Source organism: Ralstonia sp. 25C (assembly GCF_051904805.1).
Taxonomy (GTDB): domain Bacteria; phylum Pseudomonadota; class Gammaproteobacteria; order Burkholderiales; family Burkholderiaceae; genus Ralstonia.
In genome coordinates, this window is the sequence record NZ_CP196737.1 from 3,897,621 (window position 1) to 3,918,816 (window position 21,196).

The 21,196-nt window shown below is 63.9% G+C and carries 16 protein-coding genes and 2 tRNA genes; 10 read left to right on the top strand and 8 right to left on the bottom strand.

Annotation, left to right across the window (positions count from 1 at the left end):
• Positions 1 to 133: 133 nt before the first annotated feature.
• The 5 genes from ACS7SF_RS18140 to ACS7SF_RS18160 all read left to right on the top strand — a co-directional run bounded on the left by ACS7SF_RS18140 (position 134) and on the right by ACS7SF_RS18160 (position 3,348).
• The gene (locus ACS7SF_RS18140; protein WP_426398509.1) at positions 134 to 406 is read left to right on the top strand and encodes an HU family DNA-binding protein; all 273 of its coding nucleotides are present in this window, start codon (positions 134 to 136) and stop codon (positions 404 to 406) included.
• A gap of 77 nt (positions 407 to 483) precedes the next feature.
• Positions 484 to 559 (top strand) — tRNA-Val (locus ACS7SF_RS18145).
• 44 nt (positions 560 to 603) lie between these two features.
• Positions 604 to 680: transfer RNA gene (locus tag ACS7SF_RS18150), tRNA-Asp, on the top strand.
• A 93-nt stretch (positions 681 to 773) separates the two neighbouring features.
• The gene (locus tag ACS7SF_RS18155) at positions 774 to 1,343 is read left to right on the top strand and encodes an NADPH-dependent FMN reductase (RefSeq protein WP_439891026.1); all 570 of its coding nucleotides are present in this window, start codon (positions 774 to 776) and stop codon (positions 1,341 to 1,343) included.
• 64 nt (positions 1,344 to 1,407) lie between these two features.
• Positions 1,408 to 3,348, top strand: coding sequence for a SurA N-terminal domain-containing protein (locus ACS7SF_RS18160; protein WP_439891027.1), 1,941 nt, complete (start codon positions 1,408 to 1,410; stop codon positions 3,346 to 3,348).
• Positions 3,349 to 3,424: 76 nt separating this feature from the next.
• Here the strand turns inward: ACS7SF_RS18160 and lepB are convergent, their stop codons facing one another.
• Positions 3,425 to 4,117 (bottom strand): signal peptidase I, encoded by a 693-nt coding sequence (gene lepB / locus ACS7SF_RS18165; protein ID WP_439891028.1) that lies wholly within the window; start codon positions 4,115 to 4,117, stop codon positions 3,425 to 3,427.
• A gap of 89 nt (positions 4,118 to 4,206) precedes the next feature.
• Complete coding sequence (locus ACS7SF_RS18170; protein ID WP_439892799.1) at positions 4,207 to 4,812, bottom strand: arylesterase; 606 nt, start codon at positions 4,810 to 4,812, stop codon at positions 4,207 to 4,209.
• Positions 4,813 to 4,885: 73 nt separating this feature from the next.
• On the opposite strand from ACS7SF_RS18170, the gene ACS7SF_RS18175 reads away from it, so the two are divergent.
• A complete protein-coding gene (locus ACS7SF_RS18175; RefSeq protein ID WP_439891029.1) occupies positions 4,886 to 5,596 on the top strand; it encodes an ABC transporter ATP-binding protein in 711 nt (236 codons plus the stop codon).
• 4 nt (positions 5,597 to 5,600) lie between these two features.
• On the opposite strand, the gene pgi is transcribed toward ACS7SF_RS18175, so the two are convergent.
• Both pgi and ACS7SF_RS18185 read right to left on the bottom strand, forming a co-directional pair.
• Entirely contained in the window at positions 5,601 to 7,220 is a 1,620-nt protein-coding gene (gene pgi / locus ACS7SF_RS18180; protein ID WP_439891030.1) for a glucose-6-phosphate isomerase, read from the bottom strand.
• Positions 7,221 to 7,290: 70 nt separating this feature from the next.
• Positions 7,291 to 8,886, bottom strand: a complete 1,596-nt coding sequence (locus tag ACS7SF_RS18185) for an NAD(P)H-hydrate dehydratase (RefSeq protein WP_439891031.1) — start codon at positions 8,884 to 8,886, stop codon at positions 7,291 to 7,293.
• 85 nt (positions 8,887 to 8,971) lie between these two features.
• Here ACS7SF_RS18185 and ACS7SF_RS18190 point away from each other — a divergent pair, with 85 nt between their 5' ends.
• From ACS7SF_RS18190 to ACS7SF_RS18200, 3 genes are all read left to right on the top strand, one after another.
• Entirely contained in the window at positions 8,972 to 9,550 is a 579-nt protein-coding gene (locus ACS7SF_RS18190) for a winged helix DNA-binding protein (protein WP_439891032.1), read from the top strand.
• Between the two features lie 137 nt (positions 9,551 to 9,687).
• Positions 9,688 to 13,776, top strand: coding sequence for a phosphoribosylformylglycinamidine synthase (gene purL / locus ACS7SF_RS18195; RefSeq protein ID WP_439891033.1), 4,089 nt, complete (start codon positions 9,688 to 9,690; stop codon positions 13,774 to 13,776).
• A 60-nt stretch (positions 13,777 to 13,836) separates the two neighbouring features.
• Entirely contained in the window at positions 13,837 to 14,472 is a 636-nt protein-coding gene (locus ACS7SF_RS18200) for a Pr6Pr family membrane protein (RefSeq protein WP_439891034.1), read from the top strand.
• 162 nt (positions 14,473 to 14,634) lie between these two features.
• Here the strand turns inward: ACS7SF_RS18200 and ACS7SF_RS18205 are convergent, their stop codons facing one another.
• The 3 genes from ACS7SF_RS18205 to ACS7SF_RS18215 all read right to left on the bottom strand — a co-directional run bounded on the left by ACS7SF_RS18205 (position 14,635) and on the right by ACS7SF_RS18215 (position 18,688).
• Entirely contained in the window at positions 14,635 to 15,873 is a 1,239-nt protein-coding gene (locus ACS7SF_RS18205) for a serine hydrolase domain-containing protein (RefSeq protein ID WP_439891035.1), read from the bottom strand.
• 143 nt (positions 15,874 to 16,016) lie between these two features.
• Positions 16,017 to 17,639, bottom strand: a complete 1,623-nt coding sequence (locus tag ACS7SF_RS18210; protein ID WP_439891036.1) for an NAD(P)/FAD-dependent oxidoreductase — start codon at positions 17,637 to 17,639, stop codon at positions 16,017 to 16,019.
• Positions 17,640 to 17,761: 122 nt separating this feature from the next.
• A complete protein-coding gene (locus ACS7SF_RS18215) occupies positions 17,762 to 18,688 on the bottom strand; it encodes a LysR family transcriptional regulator (protein WP_439891037.1) in 927 nt (308 codons plus the stop codon).
• A 128-nt stretch (positions 18,689 to 18,816) separates the two neighbouring features.
• Here ACS7SF_RS18215 and ACS7SF_RS18220 point away from each other — a divergent pair, with 128 nt between their 5' ends.
• Positions 18,817 to 19,581, top strand: a complete 765-nt coding sequence (locus tag ACS7SF_RS18220; protein WP_439891038.1) for an SDR family NAD(P)-dependent oxidoreductase — start codon at positions 18,817 to 18,819, stop codon at positions 19,579 to 19,581.
• Between the two features lie 764 nt (positions 19,582 to 20,345).
• On the opposite strand, the gene ACS7SF_RS18225 is transcribed toward ACS7SF_RS18220, so the two are convergent.
• The gene (locus tag ACS7SF_RS18225; protein ID WP_439891039.1) at positions 20,346 to 21,182 is read right to left on the bottom strand and encodes an ABC transporter permease; all 837 of its coding nucleotides are present in this window, start codon (positions 21,180 to 21,182) and stop codon (positions 20,346 to 20,348) included.
• Between the last annotated feature and the right edge of the window lie 14 nt (positions 21,183 to 21,196).

Genomic DNA, 21,196 nt, shown 5'->3' on the forward strand with positions numbered 1-21,196 from the left:
GGGCCCGACAGTGTTCGGGCCCTTTTTCATTGCGCCATGGGCGGCGAGGTGTAGTCGGTTCTTCGCCTTGACACGTCGATAGGCGGCCACTTTAATGAATCCACACTAAGCGGGTGTTCGGGGAGGTGGCACGATGAACAAGACGGATCTCATCGACCATGTAGCGGCGCAGACAGATATGTCCAAAGCTGCGGCCGGGCGCGCAATCGACGCGCTGATCGACGGCATCAAAGACGCGCTGTGCGATGGCGGGTCGGTCACGCTGGTCGGCTTCGGCACGTTCTTGGTGGGGAAGCGATCGTCGCGTAACGGCCGTAATCCACGCACCGGAGCGACCATCACCATCGAAGGTGGCAAGGTTGCGAAATTCAAACCTGGCAAAGCGCTAAAAGATGCGCTAAACTAGCGGGCTTTGGTGCTCACGATTCGAGTGACAACGAATCGCAAGCGCCGGACAGTCCGGCTCACGCCGGCAGTACGAACGGGTGCTTAGCTCAGTTGGTAGAGCAGCGCCCTTACAAGGCGCGGGTCGGGAGTTCGAGCCTCTCAGCACCCACCATCGTTCGTATTGCCGCTTCTGCGTCGGGTGGTCCGACCCAATCTGGAGCGGTAGTTCAGTCGGTTAGAATACCGGCCTGTCACGCCGGGGGTCGCGGGTTCGAGTCCCGTCCGCTCCGCCAAAACACTGCAAAGGCCCGATTTGTTCGGGCCTTTGTCTTTTCTGCGGTTGACACGGCGCGCGCTTGTTTGGCGGCCCTCGTTAGGGCGAGGTAATGCAAACCATCAGAGTGTTGGCCATTTCCGGCAGCCTGCGGGCCGCGTCCATCAATACCGCCGTGCTAACGGCCGCCGCTGCAGTGGCGCCTGCTGGAATCGCCGTCGTGCCGTTTGCGCGGCTCGGCGAATTTCCGCTGTTCAATCCCGATACCGAATATCCGCTTCCGCCTCCGGTGCAGGCGTTTCGAGAGCAACTCATCGCAGTAGACGCTGTGATGATTGCCAGCCCGGAATATGCGCATGGCGTGACGGGCGTGATCAAGAACGCGCTGGACTGGGTTGTCGGTTGCGAGGCCTTCGTCTACAAGCCAACGGCTGTTCTCAATGCATCGCCGCGCGCGGTGCACGCCGATGCAGCGCTCAAAGAAACGCTGTCGGTCATGTCCGCAGACCTTGTGTCGGACGCTTCTGTCACGCTGCCGGTGCTTGGCAGCGGGCTCGATGCGCTTGGTATTGCGCGCCATCCTGCGCTCGCAGCGACGTTGCGTGATGCGCTGGACGTGCTGCGGCGTTACGTCCTGGATCGACGGAGCGAAATGAATCACGCGGCCGACTCCATCGATTAACCGGGGTGATCGCCAGCCCTGATAGAATCAGCGGATTTTCCATCTCATCCTCACTCCGTTCAGCATGCTTGATTTCGTACGTACGCATCGGCGCTTGATGTTTCTGGTGCTGCTGATTCTGGTGTTCCCGTCGTTCGTGTTCTTTGGTGTGCAAAGTTATTCGAGCTTCATGGACAGCTCGCATGACGCCGCCAAGGTCGACGGCAAGGTCATCACCACCACCGAGGTCGACAATCGCGTGCGTGAGCAGACCGAGCGTCTGCGTCAGATGCTGGGCGCGCAATATGATCCGCGCCAGTTTGAAGGTCCGCAGATGCGCCGTGACGTGCTGGACGGCATCATCAAGCAGCGCGTGCTGGCTAACGAAGTCGCGCGCGCAAACTTGAGCGTCTCGAACGACAAGATTCGCGACACCATTCTGGAGATTCCGGCCGTGGCCGCGCTGCGCAAGCCGGATGGCTCGTTTGATCAGCAAGCCTATGTGCAACTGCTGGCCGCGCAGAACATGACCCCCGAGCAGTTGGAGGGCAATCTGCGTTTTGAGCTGGCGCAGCAGCAGATTCCCCAGTCCATCGCCTCGACGGCGTTCGTGCCCAAGTCCCTGGTGGATCGCCTGATTCAGGCGCGCGATCAACAGCGCGAAGTGCAGGCACTGCTGTTCAAACCGGCGGACTACGCAGCCAAGGTCAGCGTTGATGACAAGGCTATCCAGGCTTACTACGACGCGCACCAGCAGGAGTTCACGGTGCCCGAGCAGGTGAAGGCCGAGTACGTCGTGTTTTCGGGCGAAGACATGATGAAGCAGATTCCGGTCACACCCGAGCAGCTCAAGGAGTACTACGACCAGAACGCTGCGCGCTTCAAGTTGGAAGAGCAACGCCGCGCCGCGCACATCCTGATCAAACTGCCGGACAACGCCAAACCGGCCGATAAGGATGCTGCCAAGAAAAAGGCCGCGGAAGTGCTGGCCGAAGTGCGCAAGAACCCTGCGAGCTTTGCTGATCTGGCGAAGAAGTACTCCGGCGATCCGGGCTCGGCCGCGCAGGGTGGTGAGCTCGGCTTCCTGGGCAAGGGTGCGACTGTGCCGCCGTTCGAAAACGCGCTGTTTGCACTCAAGCAACCGGGCGACATCAGCGATGTGGTGGAGAGCGATTTCGGTTTCCACATCATCAAGCTGGAAGAAGTGAAGGGCGGCGGTGTGCAGCCGCTGGAAGCCGTCAAGCCGGAGCTTGAGCGCGAAGTGCGTACGCAACTGGCCAACAAGAAGTATTCGGAACTGGCGGAAGCGTTCTCCAACACGGTGGAAGATCAGGCCGACAGCCTGAAGCCGGTGGCCGACAAGCTCAAGTTGCAGATCCAGACCGTCGACAACGTGACGCGCACGCCGAACCCCGCGCTGGCCAACAGCCCGATCGGCAACGACAAGGTGCTCAAGGCCCTGTTTGCTGACGACGTGATCAAGAACCATCGCAACACGGCGGCGATCCAGGTTGGCCCGACCACGCTGGTGGCCGCGCACGCGGCGGAGTACCGTCCCGCAACGGTCAAGAAGCTGGCCGATGTGCGCGAGCAGGTGAAGGCGAAGGTGATCGCCGAGCAGTCTGCAGTATTGGCGAAGAAGGCTGGCGAAGAGAAGCTGGCTGCCGTGAAGCAGAGCAACAGCGCAGAGGGCTTCAGCGCAGCACAGACGGTTTCGCGCCAACAAGCGCAGGGCACGCTGCCCGCAGCGCTGACGGCGATCCTACGCGCCGATGCCGGCAAGCTGCCGACCACCATCGGCGTGGACCTGGGTGCGCAGGGCTATGCGCTGTATCGCATCAACAAGGTACTGCCGCCGGCCAATGTGGACCAGGCTCGCCGCACCGCCGATGCGCAGCAACTGTCGCAGGCTGCTGGCCAAGCGGATTTCAATGCCTACTACGACGCCCTGAAGGCGCGCGCGAAGGTGAAGATCAACAGCAGCGTGGTTGACAGTGCCAAGCCTGCCAATACGGCGGAAGACTGATCCCGACGCGCCGTAGTTAGCCTGACGAAAAAGCCCCCTCACTGTGAGGGGGCTTCTTTTTTGTGTGCGCTTTCACTCAGTCCAGCGGCTTGCCGATGCGCGCAATGCGCGGCAGATACCAGTGGTCCGGATCGAACGACAGTGCCACGTGCGAAGCGCGGGCGATAAGGTTCTCGCGCGGGACGAGGCCGAAGTAGCGCGAATCCCGGCTGTTGTCACGGTTGTCGCCGAGCATCAGGTAGTGGTCCTGTGGCACGGTGATCGGACCGAAACTGCGCAACGCGCGCACTTCAGGCAAGACCATCACTGGATGGGCTCGGCCGGGCAGCGCTTCGGACCAGAGTTCATGCTGCAGCATGGCCGTGGCTTGCGGTAACGCACCAGGCGCGACGTCCGGCAGGGGGGTATAAGCGATGCGCTGGTGGTTGAGGTAGAGCGCTTCGCCCCGCATTTCGACCACATCACCGGGCAGGCCAATCAGGCGTTTCACCAGTTTCGTGCCGTCTTCGGGAGAAGAGAAGACGACGACATCTCCGCGTCGTGGCTCGTCGCCACGTTTGAGCCAGACGGTGGTGGCGGGTACGCGTACACCGTAAGCGAGCCGATTCATCAGGACGTAGTCGCCTTCGATGAGGGTCGGATTCATCGAGCCGCTGGGCACGATGGACCAATCGGCGATGCAGGCGCGGAAGGCGAACAGCAACGACATGCCGACCAGGAATCGTTTGTTGTCGCGTGCCGCACGCAGCGTGCTTGTCAGAAGCTTCATGATGTTCCCCCGAGTGAAATGCGGCTCCGACACCCAGCGCAGCGCTGATACGTGATGCTTCTAGTGAGCAAGCTGGCGCGGGCGGGCCGTCAACCTCCGACCCGGCCCTTCAGCAGAGGTTCCAGCTTGGGCCAGACGTTATCCAGCATGGTGGGTTGCGCCTGGGCGATCGGATGGATGCGGTCTTCCTGAAACCAGTCCGCGCGCTGCACCACCCCGTCGAGCAGGAAGGGCACCAGCGGCAGCTTGTACCGCTGCGCGAGCTTGCCAAACATGGCGAAGAAACGCTCGCTGTAATCGGGCCCGTAGTTCGGCGGAATGCGCATGCCTACCAACAGTACCTTCGCGCCCGCCGCTTGCGAGGCTTCGATCATGGCCTTCAGATTGGCTTCGCTCGACGCCAGCGACAGGCCACGCAGCGCATCGTTGGCACCCAGTTCCAGGATCACGACGGCAGGCTTCTCGCGCGTCAGAACGGCCGGCAGCCGCGAGCGCCCGCCGGCCGTGGTGTCGCCGCTGATGCTTGCATTGGCAACGCTATAATCGGGCTTCTGTTCTTTGAGGCGCTTGTCGAGCAGTGCGACCCAGCCGGTGCCCTGCGCGAGGCCGTATCCCGCAGACAAGCTGTCGCCCAGCACCACCACGCGATGCGATGCCGGCGCGGCCTGTGCCGCTGCTGTCTGTGCCATCGGCATGCCGAACACTGCGCAGCCGAGCGCAGCAGCCAGTGCCTGGATGAAGCGCCTCTTCCTACCTACCTGTCCAATCATGTCGTCTTCCGCTACCTGGGTGATTGAAGTCGATTCGCTGCACAAGACCGTGCGCGATGCAACTGGCGAGTTGCCTATTCTGAGCGATGTTGCCTTCCGCGTGGAAGCGGGTGAGACGCTGGCCATTGTCGGCGCGTCGGGGTCGGGCAAGTTGACGCTGCTCGGGTTGCTCGCCGGTCTCGACTTGCCGACATCGGGCTCAGTCAAGTTGCTGGGGAATGATCTGTTCAAGCTCGATGAGGACGGCCGTGCCGCGGTGCGCGGAAGCCACGTCGGCTTCGTATTCCAGTCGTTCCAGCTGCTGCCGCATCTGACGGCGCTCGAGAACGTGATGCTGCCGCTGGAGCTGCGCGGCGATGTTGGCGCTGCCGAGATGCGTCGCCGTGCTACGGCATTGCTGGAGCGCGTCGGCTTGGGCGCGCGGCTGTCACACTATCCGAAGACGCTGTCGGGCGGCGAACAGCAGCGCGTGGCGTTGGCCCGAGCGTTCGTGACCGAGCCCGACATCCTCTTTGCTGATGAGCCGACCGGCAGTCTAGACACCGCCACCGGCGAGGCTGTGATCGCATTGATGTTCGAGCTGAATCGGAGTGCCGGTTCCACGCTCGTGCTGGTGACGCATGATCGCTCCGTCGCGGCACGTTGCAGCCGCATTCTGACCATCGAAGCGGGTCACTTGGTCGGCGACGAGACCGTCACCGAGCTTTGAACGTTTAAAGCGCGGCCTTGGCGCGGCGGATCAGCGCCGCCGTGGATGCATCGTGCGCCACAGAGGCGGGTGCGCCTTCCAGCTCCGCCTGGATCGGCTTGGCGAGCTTCTTGCCAAGCTCCACGCCCCACTGATCGAACGAGTTGATGTTCCACACCGCGCCTTGCACGAAGGTGCGGTGTTCTGCGCAGGCGATCAGCGCGCCGAATGACGCGGCGTCGAGTCGCTCCATCAGAATGGTCGTGCTCGGGCGATTGCCTTCGAACACCATGTGCGGCACCAGCGCTTCGTCTGTGACGCCGCCCGCGCGGACTTCATCTGCCGTGCGGCCGAGCAGCAGCGCCTCGCCCTGCGCAAAGCAGTTGGCCAGCAGCTTGGCGTGATGGCCGGGCAGGCTGCGCACGGGCTCCAGCGTGGTGATGAAATCCACCGGCACGATCTGCGAGCCCTGGTGGATCAACTGAAAATAGGCGTGCTGGCCATTGGTGCCGGCCGTGCCCCAGACGATGGGGCCGGTGTCGGTATCGATGGCGGTGCCGGTGCGCTGGACGGATTTGCCGTTGCTCTCCATCTCCAGTTGCTGCATGAAATCCGTCAGCAGTTCCAGCGGCGCACAGTAGGGCACCGTGCAGGCGCTTGCCGCATCAAAGAAGCCGCGATACCACACCGACAGCATCCCGAGAATGAGCGGCAGGTTCTCGCGCGGCGCGGCTGTGGCGAAGTGGCGATCCATCGCCCGCGCGCCATCGAGCATCGCTTCAAACTGCTGCGGCCCGATCGCCAGCACGATCGACAGCCCCACGGCCGACCACAGCGAAAAACGCCCGCCAACCCAATCCCAGAACGTGAACATGTTGTCCGGATCGATGCCGAACTGGACAACGGCCTCGCGGTTGGTGGAGACCGCGACGAAGTGATGCTTGAGCTGGTCTTCCGCCACGCCGTGCTCGACAAACCAGCGTCGCATGCTGTGCGCGTTGGCCATCGTTTCCAGCGTGGTGAACGTCTTGGAGCAGACGATGGCGAGCGTGGTATCCGGGTTCAGGTGGTCGAGTGTTTCGGCCAGGTCCGTGCCATCGACGTTGGAGACGAAATGTACGCGCACCTGCGGCACTGCCAAGTGCTCGAGCGCGCGGCACACCATGCGCGGGCCGAGATCCGAGCCGCCAATACCGATGTTCACCACATCCGTGATGCGCTGGCCGGAGTGTCCGGTCCACGCGCCGCTATGCACGCGGTTGGCGAAGTCGCGCATCTGGGCACGCACGCGCAGCACTTCCGGCATGACCGGTTCGCCATCGGCGCGGAAGTCGTCTTCGGCATGGCCGCGCAGGGCCGCGTGCAGGACGGAGCGGTGCTCGGTGTTATTGATGCGGTCGCCGCGCAGCATGGCGTCGCGCAGCGTGAGTACGCCGGCTTCATCGGCCAGTTGCAGCAGCAGGGTGAGCGTCTCGGGGGTGATGCGGTTTTTCGAGTAGTCGACCGTCAGGCCCGCGGCTTCCAGTGTGAAGGCGCGCACCCGCTCCTCAGCGTCCGGCGCGGCAAACCAATCGCGCATATGCGCCGAGCGAATCGATTCTGCATGTTGCGTCAGGGACTGCCAGGCGGGGAGGGCGATGGGCATACGGCGTGATGGGGATGAGTTCGACCTAGGAAAACGAATGCGCAGTATAACGGTGCGATATGGTCGTTTTCTATCGGCGAGTTTCTGACGCGAGCAATGCGTTGAGTGCGCGCCGCGCGGGTGCGCACAGTTCCCCGGCATGCAGGCCGATCGGGCCTTCACCCGTGTGGACGAGGTCATCCGCCGCGCGGCCGTGCAGCCACACGGCGGCCAGCGCGGCTTCGCGCGGGGGCATGCTTTGCGCAAGCAGCGCACCGATCATGCCGGTCAGCACATCACCAGTGCCGCCGGTGGCGAGCCCGCCATTGCCGGTGGGGTTGATGGCGGGCGGCATGCCGGGCGCCGCGATGATCGTGCCTGAGCCCTTGAGCACCACGACCGCACCGGTCCGGTTGACGAGCGCTTTGGCTGCGGCCAGCCGATCGTGCTGCACGTTGTGCGCATCGGTATGCAGCAGACGTGCGGCTTCCAGTGGATGCGGCGTCAGCACGAATGGCACGCCGCTCCCCGCCAACTGAGTGAGGCGTGCAAGCAGCGCGGGCACCTTGGCAAAGAGGTTGAGCGCATCGGCGTCGAACACGGCGGGTGTGCGGGTCGACAGCATGCGATCCAGCAGATGCTCGAGCGCGGCTTCTGACTCCTTGCCGGTGCCCATGCCGGGGCCAACCGCCAGCGCTTGCATGTCGCCAACGTTGAGCGTGCCCCACGTGTGCAGCATCAGTTCAGGCTGAACGGCATCGACGCGCGGCGCGTCGGCGGCAAGCGACACCACGTGCACCTTGCCCGCACCCAGGTACAGCGCCCCGCGTGCCGACAACAGCGGCGCCCCCACCATGCCCGGCACGCCGCCGACGACCGCCACGCTGCCGTAGGTGCCCTTGTGTCCGTTATGCCGCCGGCGCGGCACGTGCCCGAGCCAGCGCGCCGGTGTATTGATGAGCGCGTCCGCCTCGATCACGCCGTCGTACGCCGGTTGCGCGGCTTGTAAGTCGGCCAGTGCGATATCGCCTGCAGCATCGCGGCCGTTGCCGGTCAACAAGCCGGGCTTCAAGGCGAGAAACGTGATCGTGGCGCGCGCCTGGATCACAGGCGAATCCGGTGCGGGTGGCTGGCCGGTGTCGCCGTTCAGCCCCGAAGGGATGTCCAGCGCATACACCGGCAGGCCGCTGGCGTTGAGCGTGTCGACCAATGCCGCGTGCAACCCGGTCAATGGCCGCGCGAGCCCGATGCCGAATAGCCCATCGACGATGGCGGTGGCCGCTGCTGGCAACGAGGCGGGGGTATGCAGGACTTCGATGGGGACATTCGCAGCGCTGGCCTCGGTCCAGGCACGGCGGGCGTCGTCGGGCAGCTTGGCCGGGTCGGCGGCGAGCCACACGGTGACGGCACGGCCTGCCAGATGCAGCACCGTTGCGGCGACGAGGGCGTCTCCACCGTTGTTGCCGGGGCCAGCGACGAACAGCAGGTGCCCATGTGGCGCGCGCGTTTGCAGCCAGTCCGCAGCGGCCTCACCAGCGCGGGCCATCAAGGTAAAAGGTTCGAGCGAACGGTAGGCGGCAGCTTCCAGCGCGCGAACGCCTGTTGTGCCGAACAGCAGGTCGGCGCCGTGGTGCGCGGCGAGGGCACCGTCGATCAGAATTTCACGCCAGGAAGAGTGTGCGGACATGGCGACTACGGAGAAACCGGGACAGACATGACGATCTATTCTCATACAATAGCCGGCGTTCCCGGTCCCTTCCTAGCCCGTTGCAATGTCCAAGTCGCCGAACACTCCGAAAGCTGATCTGCCGCAATCTGCAGCCAATGAGGCGGGGAAGGCGGGAAGCCCCGGCGGGCCGATTGTGTCGTCGTCGCATCTGGTGTCGGCGCGCAGCCCTGAGTTGTCGGAGTTCGAATTCGCGCTCAACACGGCGTATAACGCCTACAACCGCTGGTGCGTGCGCTGCATGGCGGCTGCTGGCGTGCGCGACCTGACCTTCCTCGATGTGCTGGTGGTGCATCACGTCAACCACCGGGGCCGCGCCAAGCGGCTGGCCGACATCTGCTTTGTGCTGAACGTGGAAGATACCCACCTCGTCACGTATTCCCTCAAGAAGCTGCAGGGGATGGAGCTGGTGGAAGGCACGCGCAACGGCAAGGAAGTCACCTACACCACCACGCCGACCGGCGAGAAGGCCTGCGCCCGCTACCGCGAGATCCGCGAGCAGTGCCTGACCAGCAATATTTCGCCCAGCGGTGAAGAAAATGCCGAGATTGGCGAGCTGGCGCGCCTGCTGCGCGTGCTGACGGGGCTGTACGAACAGGCCGCGCGCTCGGCAACTTCGCTGTAAAACGCCTGTTTCAGCCTCGGCAAGCGCATTTCCAGGCGCTTTGAGGCTCGGTAACACGGGCTGGGCAAGGTACAATAGCGGTTTCCCCGCGCACGCCGGGGAGTCTCCTCTTCCAGCTACTGCCTGCCTTGCCCACCATGGCGCATTTCTCGTGCTTTCCCGGCGCTCTCGCGCTGTCCGCCTTCCGTCAGCAACGCCTGCTTTCCACCCTCAAGCGCATCGATCCCGATATCGAAGCCGTCAGTGCCCAATACCTGCACTTTGTTGCAGCCGACACGCCGCTGTCGGCCGATGAGTCCGCCCGTGTTCAGGCGCTGCTGACCTACGGCTCGCCCGCCCCAGCGGATGTCGAGGGCGACCGTTTCGTGGTCATCCCGCGCTTCGGCACGATCTCGCCGTGGGCCAGCAAGGCGACCGAAATCGCCCGCCACTGCGCGCTGCCGCAGATCCACCGCATCGAGCGCGGCGTGGAATTCACCGTTACGTGCAAGAAGGGCCTCATCCGCAGCTTGACCGGTGCGGCCAAGCATCTGGACGACGCCACCCGCGCCGCGGTGGCCGAGCATCTGCACGACCGCATGACCGAAGTGGTGATCGACTCGCGCGAAGCTGGCTACGGCCTGTTCGACGTGCTGCCCGCCAAGGCATTGCGCTTTGTCGATATCGCCGGTGGCCGTCAGGCGCTGGAAGCCGCCAACGTCGAAATGGGCCTGGCCCTGTCCGACGACGAAATCGACTACCTGGTCGACGCCTACCGCAAGCTCGAACGCAACCCGACCGACGTCGAGCTGATGATGTTCGCGCAGGCCAACAGCGAGCACTGCCGCCACAAGATCTTCAACGCCGACTGGACCATCGACGGCGAAACGCAAGACAAGTCGCTCTTCGCGATGATCCGCAACACGCACCAGCTCGCGCCGCAGGGCACGATCGTCGCGTATTCGGACAACGCCGCCGTGATGGAAGGCGGCATGGCCGAGCGCTGGTTCCCGCACGCTGGCACCGAAGCCGCAACGGGCGTGCCGCAATACAACCGTCGCGAGGCGCTCACGCACACGCTGATGAAGGTGGAGACGCACAACCACCCGACGGCCATCTCGCCGTTCCCGGGTGCGTCAACCGGCGCGGGCGGTGAAATCCGCGACGAAGGCGCGACCGGCCGTGGCGCCAAGCCCAAGGCGGGCCTGACCGGCTTCACCGTGTCGAACTTGCTGCTGCCGGACGCTGAACAATCGTGGGAAAACGCCCGCGATACGGCTCAGCCCGTGGCGCATCGCAATCCCGATGAAGCTGCTGCAGGCCCCATCGGCAAGCCGGACCGCATCGCCTCGCCGCTGCAGATCATGATCGAAGGTCCGATCGGCGGCGCTGCGTTCAACAACGAATTCGGCCGGCCCAACCTGGGCGGCTATTTCCGCGTCTACGAGCAGAACGTCGGCGGCACCGTGCGCGGCTATCACAAGCCGATCATGATCGCGGGCGGCATCGGCAACATCGATGCCGGCCACACGCACAAGCACGGCCTGCCGGCCGGCACGCTGCTGATTCAACTGGGCGGCCCCGGCATGCGCATCGGCATGGGCGGCGGCGCTGCCAGCTCGATGGCCACCGGCACCAACACCGCTGACCTGGACTTCGACTCCGTCCAGCGCGGCAACCCCGAAATGCAGCGCCGCGCGCAGGAAGTCATCAACGCGTGCTGGGCGCTGGGCGAAGACAACCCGATCCTGTCGATTCACGACGTGGGCGCGGGCGGTATCTCCAACGCCTTCCCGGAAATCGTCAACGGAGCGGAGAAGGGCGCACGCTTCGACCTGCGCCAGGTGCACCTGGAAGAGTCGGGCCTGAGCCCGGCAGAAATCTGGTGCAACGAATCGCAAGAGCGCTACACGCTGGCCATCGCCCCGGGCGATTTCCCGCGCTTCCAGGCCATGTGCGAGCGCGAGCGCGCGCCGTTCTCGGTGGTCGGTTTCGCCACCGATGAGCAGCAACTGCAAGTGGTCGACAGCGATGCCCCGGTCGATAGCGCCGACCATTTCCCGGTCAACATGCCGATGGACGTGCTGCTCGGTAAGCCGCCGCGCATGCACCGCGACGTGCGTCGCGTGTCGCAAGAACTGCCGGAAGTCGATGTCACCGGTCTGGATCTGGAAGTGGTGGCGCGCGATGTACTGCGCCACCCGACCGTTGCCAGCAAATCGTTCCTCATCACCATTGGCGACCGCACCGTCGGCGGCCTGAACACGCGCGACCAGATGGTCGGCCCGTGGCAAGTGCCGGTGGCCGACGTGGCCGTCACCACGCTCGACTACAAGGGCTACACGGGTGAGGCAATGACGATGGGCGAGCGCACGCCGCTGGCTGTCATCAACGCACCGGCATCGGGCCGCATGGCGATTGGCGAGTCCATCACCAACATCGCCGCTGCACCGATCGACTCGCTCACGCAACTCAAGCTGTCGGCCAACTGGATGGCCGCTTGCGGTGTGAACGGCGAAGACGCCCGCCTGTACGACACCGTCAAGGCCGTCGGCATGGACCTGTGCCCGGCGTTGGGCATCAGCATTCCGGTGGGCAAGGATTCGCTGTCGATGCGCACCAAGTGGGAAGACGATGGCGCAGCGAAGGAAGTCGTGGCGCCGGTGTCGCTCATCGTCTCGGCCTTTGCGCCGGTGACGGACGTGCGCAAGACGCTCACGCCGCAACTCAAGCAAGTCGAATCGGCCAACGCGCCGGCCGACACCACGCTGATCTTGATCGACCTGGGCCGCGGCAAGAACCGCATGGGCGGCAGCATCCTGGCGCAGGTCACGCAGCAGATCGGCAACACCGTGCCGGACGTGGACGACGCGGAAGACCTCAAGCGCTTCTTCGCAGCCATCCAGCAACTGAACGCCAGCGGTTCGCTGCTCGCCTACCACGATCGCTCCGACGGCGGCTTGTGGGCGACGGTTTGCGAAATGGCCTTTGCCGGCCACTGCGGCGTGTCGATCAACGTCGACATGCTCACGCTGGACGATGCAGCCGACCATGGCGACGCCAAGAACTGGGCGCAGCAAGTCTCCGGCCGCCGTGCGGACCTGACGCTGCGTGCACTGTTCTCCGAAGAACTCGGCGCAGTCATTCAAGTGCCGCTGGCTCAGCGCGATGCGGTGTTCGCGGTGCTGCGCGAGCACAGCCTTGCTGGCTGCAGCCACGTCATCGGCGCCCCCAACGCCAACGACCATATCGAAATCTGGCGCGACGCCAAGAAGGTGTTCAGTGCCTCGCGCATCGAGTTGCAACGCACCTGGACGGACGTCTCCTGGCGCATCGCCAGCCTGCGCGACAACCCCGAGTGCACGCAGAGCGAATACGACATCCTGCTGGATGCCGAAGACCCGGGCATCTCGCCCAAGCTCACGTTCGACATTGCGGAAGACGTGGCCGCACCGTTCATCGCCACGGGCGCCCGCCCGCGCATGGCGATCCTGCGCGAGCAGGGTGTGAACTCGCAGATCGAAATGGCCTATGCGATGGACAAGGCCGGCTTCGACACCTACGACGTCCACATGAGCGACCTGCTGGCTGGCCGCACCACGCTGGCCGGCTTCAAGGGCTTCGTCGCTTGTGGCGGCTTTAGCTACGGCGATGTGCTCGGCGCGGGCGAAGGCTGGGCGAAGACCATCCTCTTCAACAGCATGCTCGCCGAGCAGTTCGCGGCCTTCTTCAACCGCACGGATTCGATCGCGCTGGGTGTGTGCAACGGCTGCCAGATGATGGCGAACCTCGCCCCGATCATCCCGGGTGCCGGCGCATGGCCGAAGTTCACGCGCAACCAGTCGGAGCAGTACGAAGGTCGTCTGGTGACCGTGCAGGTGGAAGCGTCCCCGTCGATCTTCTACGCTGGCATGGAAGGCAGCCGTATCCCCATCGTCGTCGCGCACGGCGAGGGCTATGCCGACTTCTCGCAGCAAGGCGACATCAGCAAGGTGGCCGTTGGCCTGCGTTATGTCGATAACCGCGGTGAAGTCACGCAGACGTATCCGCTCAACCCGAACGGCTCGCCGCAGGGCATTGCCTCGGTGACGACGCACGACGGTCGATTCACTGCTCTGATGCCGCACCCGGAACGCGTGTTCCGCGCGGTGCAGATGAGCTGGCATCCGAAGGAATGGGAAGCCGCCGGCGACGGCAGCAGCCCGTGGATGCGGATGTTCCGCAACGCACGCAAGTGGATGGGTTGATGCGTGGCTGAGTTGGCCAATGCATCACCGATGCGGCCGGCACGGGCATGGCATGCCCTGTTGGCCGCCGTCATTGTCGTTGCACTGATCGTGCAGCTCAGCGTGACCATCAGCGGTGTGGGTAGCCAGGTCTCGCTTGCTACGCGGCTTGTCCGGTTGTTCAGCTACTTCACCATCCAAAGCAACCTCCTGGTTGCGGCGGTTGCCATCTCTCTCGTGCTGGACCCTGCGCGCGATGGCAAATGGTGGCGCGTACTCAGGCTGGATGGTTTGCTCGGCATCGCGACGACGGGGCTGGTGTTTCACATCGTGCTTGCGCCAATCTCGAAGGCAACCGGATTGGCGCTCTTGGCGTCAAATGGCTTTCACTACGTCTCGCCATGGATGGCGCTTGTCGGCTGGCTGCTGTTTGGCCCGCGGCCGCGCATCGGATGGTCGACCGTCGCGCTGTCGCTGATCTGGCCGGCGGCGTGGCTTGCGTACACCTTTGTGCACGGCGCGTTGAGCGGGTGGTATCCCTATCCGTTCTTGAATGTGGCGAAGATCGGCTATCCGGCTGCGCTGACGAACACAGCGGCGGTGCTTGCTGGAGCGTGTCTCGTCGTCCTGGTGTTCAAGGCGGTAGACCGCTGGGTGCCCGCGCCGTTGCTGTTGATGCGCGCGCGTAAGGCGGGTGGGACGTCTGCGACAGCGTGAGCTGGAGGTTCGCTTCGGTGGTGGTGCTGATGCCGCACCCGGAGTCCGGGGTACCTACCCAGCAGAAGGGGTGAAGCAAAAAATGAAGCGCGCCGAGGGGATCTCGGCGCGCTTTTTTCTTTCTTCACAGACTGCGGCGACCCGCCATATCAGCCGTGCGGTTTAGCGCCCAAACCTCTCCACGACACCGCGCCACAACGCATCCCGCTCTGCGCCCAAATGGGCGCCGCTCGCATCGCCCGCCGCATCCTGTCCCACCGCAAGATGAACCATGGTGAGCTTGGATCGCGGGTCCACGTAGATTGCCTGTCCATGGATGCCGAGCAGCACGAACCGCCGCGCTTCTCCCGGCAGAAGCCAGACTTGGAACCCGTAGCCGTAGTAGTGATTGCCGTGATAGGCCATCTGCCCCGGACGAAACGCCTCAGGCTGGCGCGATGCGTCGGCCATGTCCAACAGAAACGCGCGGGGCACGACTTGCTGGCCTTGCACCACGCCGTCGTTGGCGAGCAGGGATCCGAGGCGCGCGTAGTCCCGAGCCGTCGCATTGAAGCCGCCCTGTGCAAACGCGGATCCGTCGGATTCGCGCACGAGATAGGTCGCCTTGGCTTGTGCCCCCATTGGCTTCCATAGCTTGTCGTCAACGAAGTCGCACAGGCTGCGCTGCGTAGCCGCCTGCAGCACCAGCGCCAACACTTCGGTTTGCGCGCCCGCATAGTTGAAACGCGTGCCCGGCGCATCGGCGCGCTCGTTGACCTGGGCGGCTGCCGCGAGCACGCCTTGCTTGGCGGCTGTCTTGAGGAAGCGTGCCCGATCGTCGTTGGGGGTGTAGTCCTCGACGTACTTGGCGCCGGAGGCCATGCGCAGAAGATCGACGATGCGCGTTTCACCGTACAGTGTGCCCGCAAGCCCGGGCACGTATTGGTCCACGCGGTCTTCCAGCGAACGCAGGCTTCCGTCCTCCAGCGCCTTGCCGATGGCAAGTGCCACCAGCGTCTTGGCCATCGAGTTGGACAGCATGCGCATGTCTTGCGTGCGGTCGTAGCCGTAATGCTCAGCCAGGATGACGCCGTCTTGAACAATCAGCACGGCGGTCGCGCGCTGATGCTCCATGTAGTCCGCCAGCGTGTAGTCATGGTTGCGGAACCGATACCGGACATCCGCCTCCTGTTCCGCGATCTTGAGCGGCACCGGTTTGTCGGCCGGCGCAAGTTCGCAAGACGGCGAGATACGGTCCATGCCGCTGAAGGCGCCCACGATGTATTGAGCCTCGTGGATGCGTGCTGCGCTTGGCGCAAGCGGATAGCCCTGCGGCTTACCGAGCCGATCTTCATCGGGGGAGGCGATGGCGACGCTACAGGCGAGCAGCGCGCATATGGCACAGCGTTGGAGAGCTTTCATGACCGGGGCGGGGGTTAGGTGGCGGGCAGCGGCAAGCCGTGAGACTACACTGACCGCAAGCCGGAGCGCCTACGAATTCGAGGCCAGCGGTTGAACGACACCGGCATCGGCGGCAGCTCACCAGCCGCCCTTACCCCCACACATCAGGACGCGTGCGTCGATGCCAGATTGAGTGCCACCGCTTGCGCCACTTCAATACCGTCGATGGCCGCCGAATAGATCCCACCGGCATACCCGGCACCTTCGCCAGCCGGATATAGGCCTTCGACGTTCATGCTTTGGTAATCGTCTTTGCGTCGAATCCGCAGCGGTGACGAAGTGCGCGTCTCCACGCCGGTGAGCACGGCATCGTGCAGCGCGAAGCCTGCGATCTTCTTATCGAGCTGGGGGAGTGCTTCACGGATGGCTTCGATCACGTAGTCCGGGAGCGCCGTGCTGAGATCGGTCGGGTGCACGCCCGGCTTGTACGACGGGATGACGGAGCCAAGCGACGTCGATGGCCGGCCGGCGATGAAGTCCCCGACCAGTTGACCGGGCGCCTGGTAGTTGCTGCCGCCGAGTTCGAATGCCCGTTCTTCCCATTTGCGCTGGAACGCGATGCCCGCCAGCGGCCCGCCCGGATAGTCTTCCGGCGTGATGCCGACGACGATGCCCGCATTCGCATTGCGCTCGGCCCGGGAATACTGGCTCATGCCATTGGTGACCACGCGGCCGGGTTCGGAGGTCGCCGCCACCACTGTGCCGCCTGGGCACATGCAAAAGCTGTAGACCGCCCGCCCATTGCTGCAGTGGTGGACCACCTTGTAGTCGGCCGCGCCGAGTTGCTTGTGGCCCGCAAACTTGCCGAAGCGGGCGCGATCGATCAGCCCCTGCGGATGTTCGATGCGAAAACCCAGTGAAAACGGCTTGGCTTCCATATACACACCGCGATCGTGCAGCATCTGGAACGTGTCGCGCGCGCTGTGGCCAACGGCCAGCACCACATGGTCGCAGCGCAGCGTTTCACCGTTCGAGAGCTTGAGCGAGCGCACCTTGCCCTGATCGATTTCGATATCGTCCACCCGGGTTTCGAAACGCACTTCGCCGCCCAGCTCGTGGATGGTGGCGCGCATTTTTTCCACCATGCTGACGAGGCGGAACGTGCCGATGTGCGGCCGGCTCAGATACAGGATGTCTTCCGGCGCGCCCGCCTTGACGAACTCCTCGAGCACCTTGCGGCCGTAGTGGTGCGGATCCTTGATCTGGCTGTACAGCTTGCCGTCAGAGAACGTCCCGGCGCCGCCTTCGCCGAACTGCACGTTGGATTCGGGGTTGAGTACGCTCTTGCGCCACAGGCCAAAGGTGTCCTTGGTGCGCTCGCGCACGGCCTTGCCACGTTCGAGGATGATGGGACGGAACCCCATCTGCGCGAGGATTAGCCCCGCAAACAGACCGCACGGCCCCATGCCGATCACCACCGGGCGCGGGCGCGTCGTGTGCTCGGGTGCCTGCGCAACAAAGCGGTAGGTCATGTCCGGCGTCACCCCGCAATGCGGCTTGCCGGCGATCCGCTTGAGCACGGCTGCCTCGTTCTTGACTTCGACGTCGACGATATAGGTCAGCTTGATATCCGAGCGCTTGCGTGCATCGTGGGCACGGCGGAATACGGTGTAACGGACGAGCCCGTCTGCCGCGACGCCGAGATCCTTGAGGCGCGCGCGAACTGCGGCGTCAAGATCGTCTTCGGCATGGTCCAGAGGGAGTTTGACTTCGCTTAAACGTAACATGGGTGCTGAGTGCGGTTGCCACGGGAATCGTGGCGAAAGCCGTATTTTATAGGTTCAGCGGCTTCTCTAATGGAAAGGAGGCGACCTGTTCAAGGCAAACAGACCATTTGACGGGCGACTTCCTACGAACCCGACGGCCGCGCCTCCAGATACGGGCCCAGCAACCCCTCCATCCAATGCATGAACACCTGCACCCGCACCGGCAGGTTCCGCCGGTTCGGATACACCAGCGACACCGGCATCGGCGGCGGCCGAAAATCCGGCAGGACTTCCAGCAGCGTCCCATCGGCAATCGCCGATGACAGCCCGGCATATACCGGCGCCTGGATCATCCCCAGCCCGGCTCGGCACGCCGCGTCATAGCTCTCCGCCGAGCTGACCGTTACCGCACCTTTCATCGGCCGAAACGCCGAGCGGCCCTCCACCGTGTATTCCCACCCCGGCGATTTGGTGCCCAGCGTCTGCACGTAATGAACGATGCGATGGCGGTCGAGGTCTTCGAGTGTTTTCGGCATGCCATAGCGCGCGATGTACGCGGGGCTCGCGCAGTTGACCTGATGCAGTTGACCGAGCGGGCGGGCGATCAGGCTGCTGTCGGTCAGTGCGCCGATGCGCAGCACGCAGTCGAAACCTTCGCGCACCGGGTCGACGCGACGGTCTGTGCTGGAGAGCTCGATTTCCAGATCGGGATGCGCGTCCAGAAAGCCGGGCAGGGCGGGGATGACGATGCGGCGGGCGACACCTACGGGCATGTCCACACGCAAGCGGCCGCGCAGCGCCTGCGAGGTCTGCCGGAACATGGTCTGCAGCTCGTCCATGTCGGCCAGCAGGTCTTGGCAGCGCTCGTAGAAGGCCTGGCCGTCTTGCGTGAGCTGCACCTTGCGCGTGGTCCGATGCAGCAGGCGCGTGCCGAGCATCGTCTCCAACTGCTGCACCGCGACCGAGGCGGCCGGCTTGGGAATGCTCAGCGCCTCCGCGGCGCGCGTGAAGCTGGCGAGTTCAGCCACGCGCACAAAGATCTGCATGGCTTCGAGTTGGTTGGCGGGCATGGCGGCGGTGGGTAGATTGTTATCTGTGGGCAAACACAGCAATAGGATAGGCGAGATTTATTCTTAGTTTATCGCCCAATACCATGCTCTCACGGTGTTCGACACCCCTTAACCCAACGGAGAGCAAGATGACCCAATCCCACACCCCCATCGCCATCGTGACCGGCGGCAGCCGCGGCCTTGGCAAGAACATGGTGCAGAAGCTGGCCCAGCGCGGCACCGACGTGATCTTCACGTACCGCAGCAACCGCGCAGACGCCGACGCACTCGTCGCCGAGTTGACCGCCCAGGGCCGCCGCGCCGCAGCGCTGCAGTTGGACACCGGCAAGATCGCCACCTTCCCAGCCTTTGCCGATGCCGTGCGCGGCGTGCTGGCGCAGTGGAAGGCCGAGCGCTTCGACTTCCTCGTCAACAACGCAGGCGTCGGCGCGCATGCCAGCGTGGCCGAAACCACTGAAGCCCAGTTCGATGAGCTGATGAATGTGCACTTCAAAGGCGTGTTCTTCCTCACGCAGATCCTGCTGCCGCTCATGGCCGACGGCGGGCGCATCGTCAATATCTCGTCGGGACTGGCGCGCTTTGCGTTACCTGGCTATGGCGCGTATGCGGCGATGAAGGGCGCGGTGGAGGTGCTGACGCGCTATCTGGCGAAGGAACTTGGGCCCCGCGGCATTGCCGTCAACGTGGTCGCACCGGGTGCCATCGAGACGGACTTTGGTGGCGGTGCCGTGCGCGACAACCCCGATCTCAATGCCATGGTGGCGGCCAACACGGCGCTGGGGCGTGCTGGGCTGCCGGATGACATCGGTGGCGTGGTGGCCTCGCTGCTGTCGCCGGACAACCGCTGGATCAATGCGCAGCGCATCGAGGCTTCGGGTGGGATGTTCCTCTGAGCGGGACAACTCCCCGCGCGTGATGTTCGGAACGCCAACGGCCGAGTTCGGAACTCCACGCGTCGAGAGAAAAGCTCGGCGTGTCGAGAAAATAGCTCCGGGCGTCGAGTTCTGAACTGGAGGCGTCGGGGCTTGCTGCTTGGCGCAGCGGCTTATCCCCTGTTTCACCCCCTGCCGGGGGCGACTCACTTTCTTTGTCTTGCCAAAGAAAGTAAGCAAAGAAAGGCGCGCCCGAGATGGCGACCCCCTCCTTGGATTTTTGTCGCGGGGAGGGAGAGCGGGCAAACTCGCTGCGCTCAGACAGGCCCGCTCTCTTTATCCTCCCCGCAACAAAAATCCAAGGCGCCATCAAGGGCAGGAACGTCAAAGGCCAAACCGGCGAGGAACAAGAGTGAGCGACATAGCTCAGGCGGTGCGTGTGCGTGGTTGATGCCCTGCGCGAGGCGCCAGATGCAAGGCGAGCGGCGACTAGTTTAGAAGGTAAGACGAAGTAGTGCGCTGGCAAGCGATGGTGTGCTTTGCCCTTGCCCTAGATGGCGCCTTGAATTTCTGTCAGCGGGCGGAAAAAAGACGGGGAACTGTCTGAGCGAAGCGAGTTTTCCCCGTCTCCGCCCGGTGACAGAAATTCAAGGGATGGGTCGCCATCTTGGGCGCGCCTTTTTTTGCTTACTTTCTTTGGCAAGACAAAGAAAGTGAGTCAGCCCCGGCAGGGGATGAAACAGGGGATGGACCAAAAGCAAAGACCCCGAGGTACAAAAACCAAGTCAGGCGATCGCCTTAGCCGCAGCCCTCCCGCGCAGCCATTCGAACGTCAGCAGCAGACAAGTCGAGAACACAATCAAAATCGTCGCCAGCGCAGCAATCGTCGGCGAGATGTTTTCGCGAATCCCGGTAAACATCTGACGCGGCAGCGTGACCTGATCGGCGCCGGCTAGGAAGAGCGTCACCACCACCTCATCAAACGACGTAGCGAAGGCAAACAGCGCGCCCGAAATCACGCCCGGCGCAATCACGGGCAGGGTGATCCGGAAAAACGTCATCACAGGATTGGCGCCCAGCGACAGGCTAGCCCGCACCAGGTTGTGATTGAACCCCTGCAGCGTCGCCAGCACAGTCGTCACCACAAATGGCACACCCAGCGCCGCATGCGCGAGGATCAGCCCGACATACGTATTGGCCAGCCCCAGCGGCGCGAAGAACAGATACATGCCGACACCGACGACGACCACCGGCACGATCATCGGCGATACCAACACCGCCATCAGTAGCCCCTTACCACGGAAGTCCGCCTTGTTCAGCCCGATGGCCGCGAGTGTGCCCAGCACCGTTGCCACGATCGTGGCTGCGGGCGCGACGATGAAGCTGTTCTTGGCCGCCATGCGCCATTCATCCGACGTGACGAGGTTGTGGTACCAGCGCAGCGAATAGCTCGGGATTGGGTACGAGAGGAAGGTGCTCGACGAGAACGACAGCGGCACGATCACCAGCACCGGCAGCACGAGGTAGAGCAGCGTCAGCACGGCCAGGCCGCGCAGCGCGAAGTACCAGATGCGCTCGATCAGCGAGGTGTGCGGGGCGAACATCGGTTTGGCGAGTTTCATAGTCGATGGGCTCC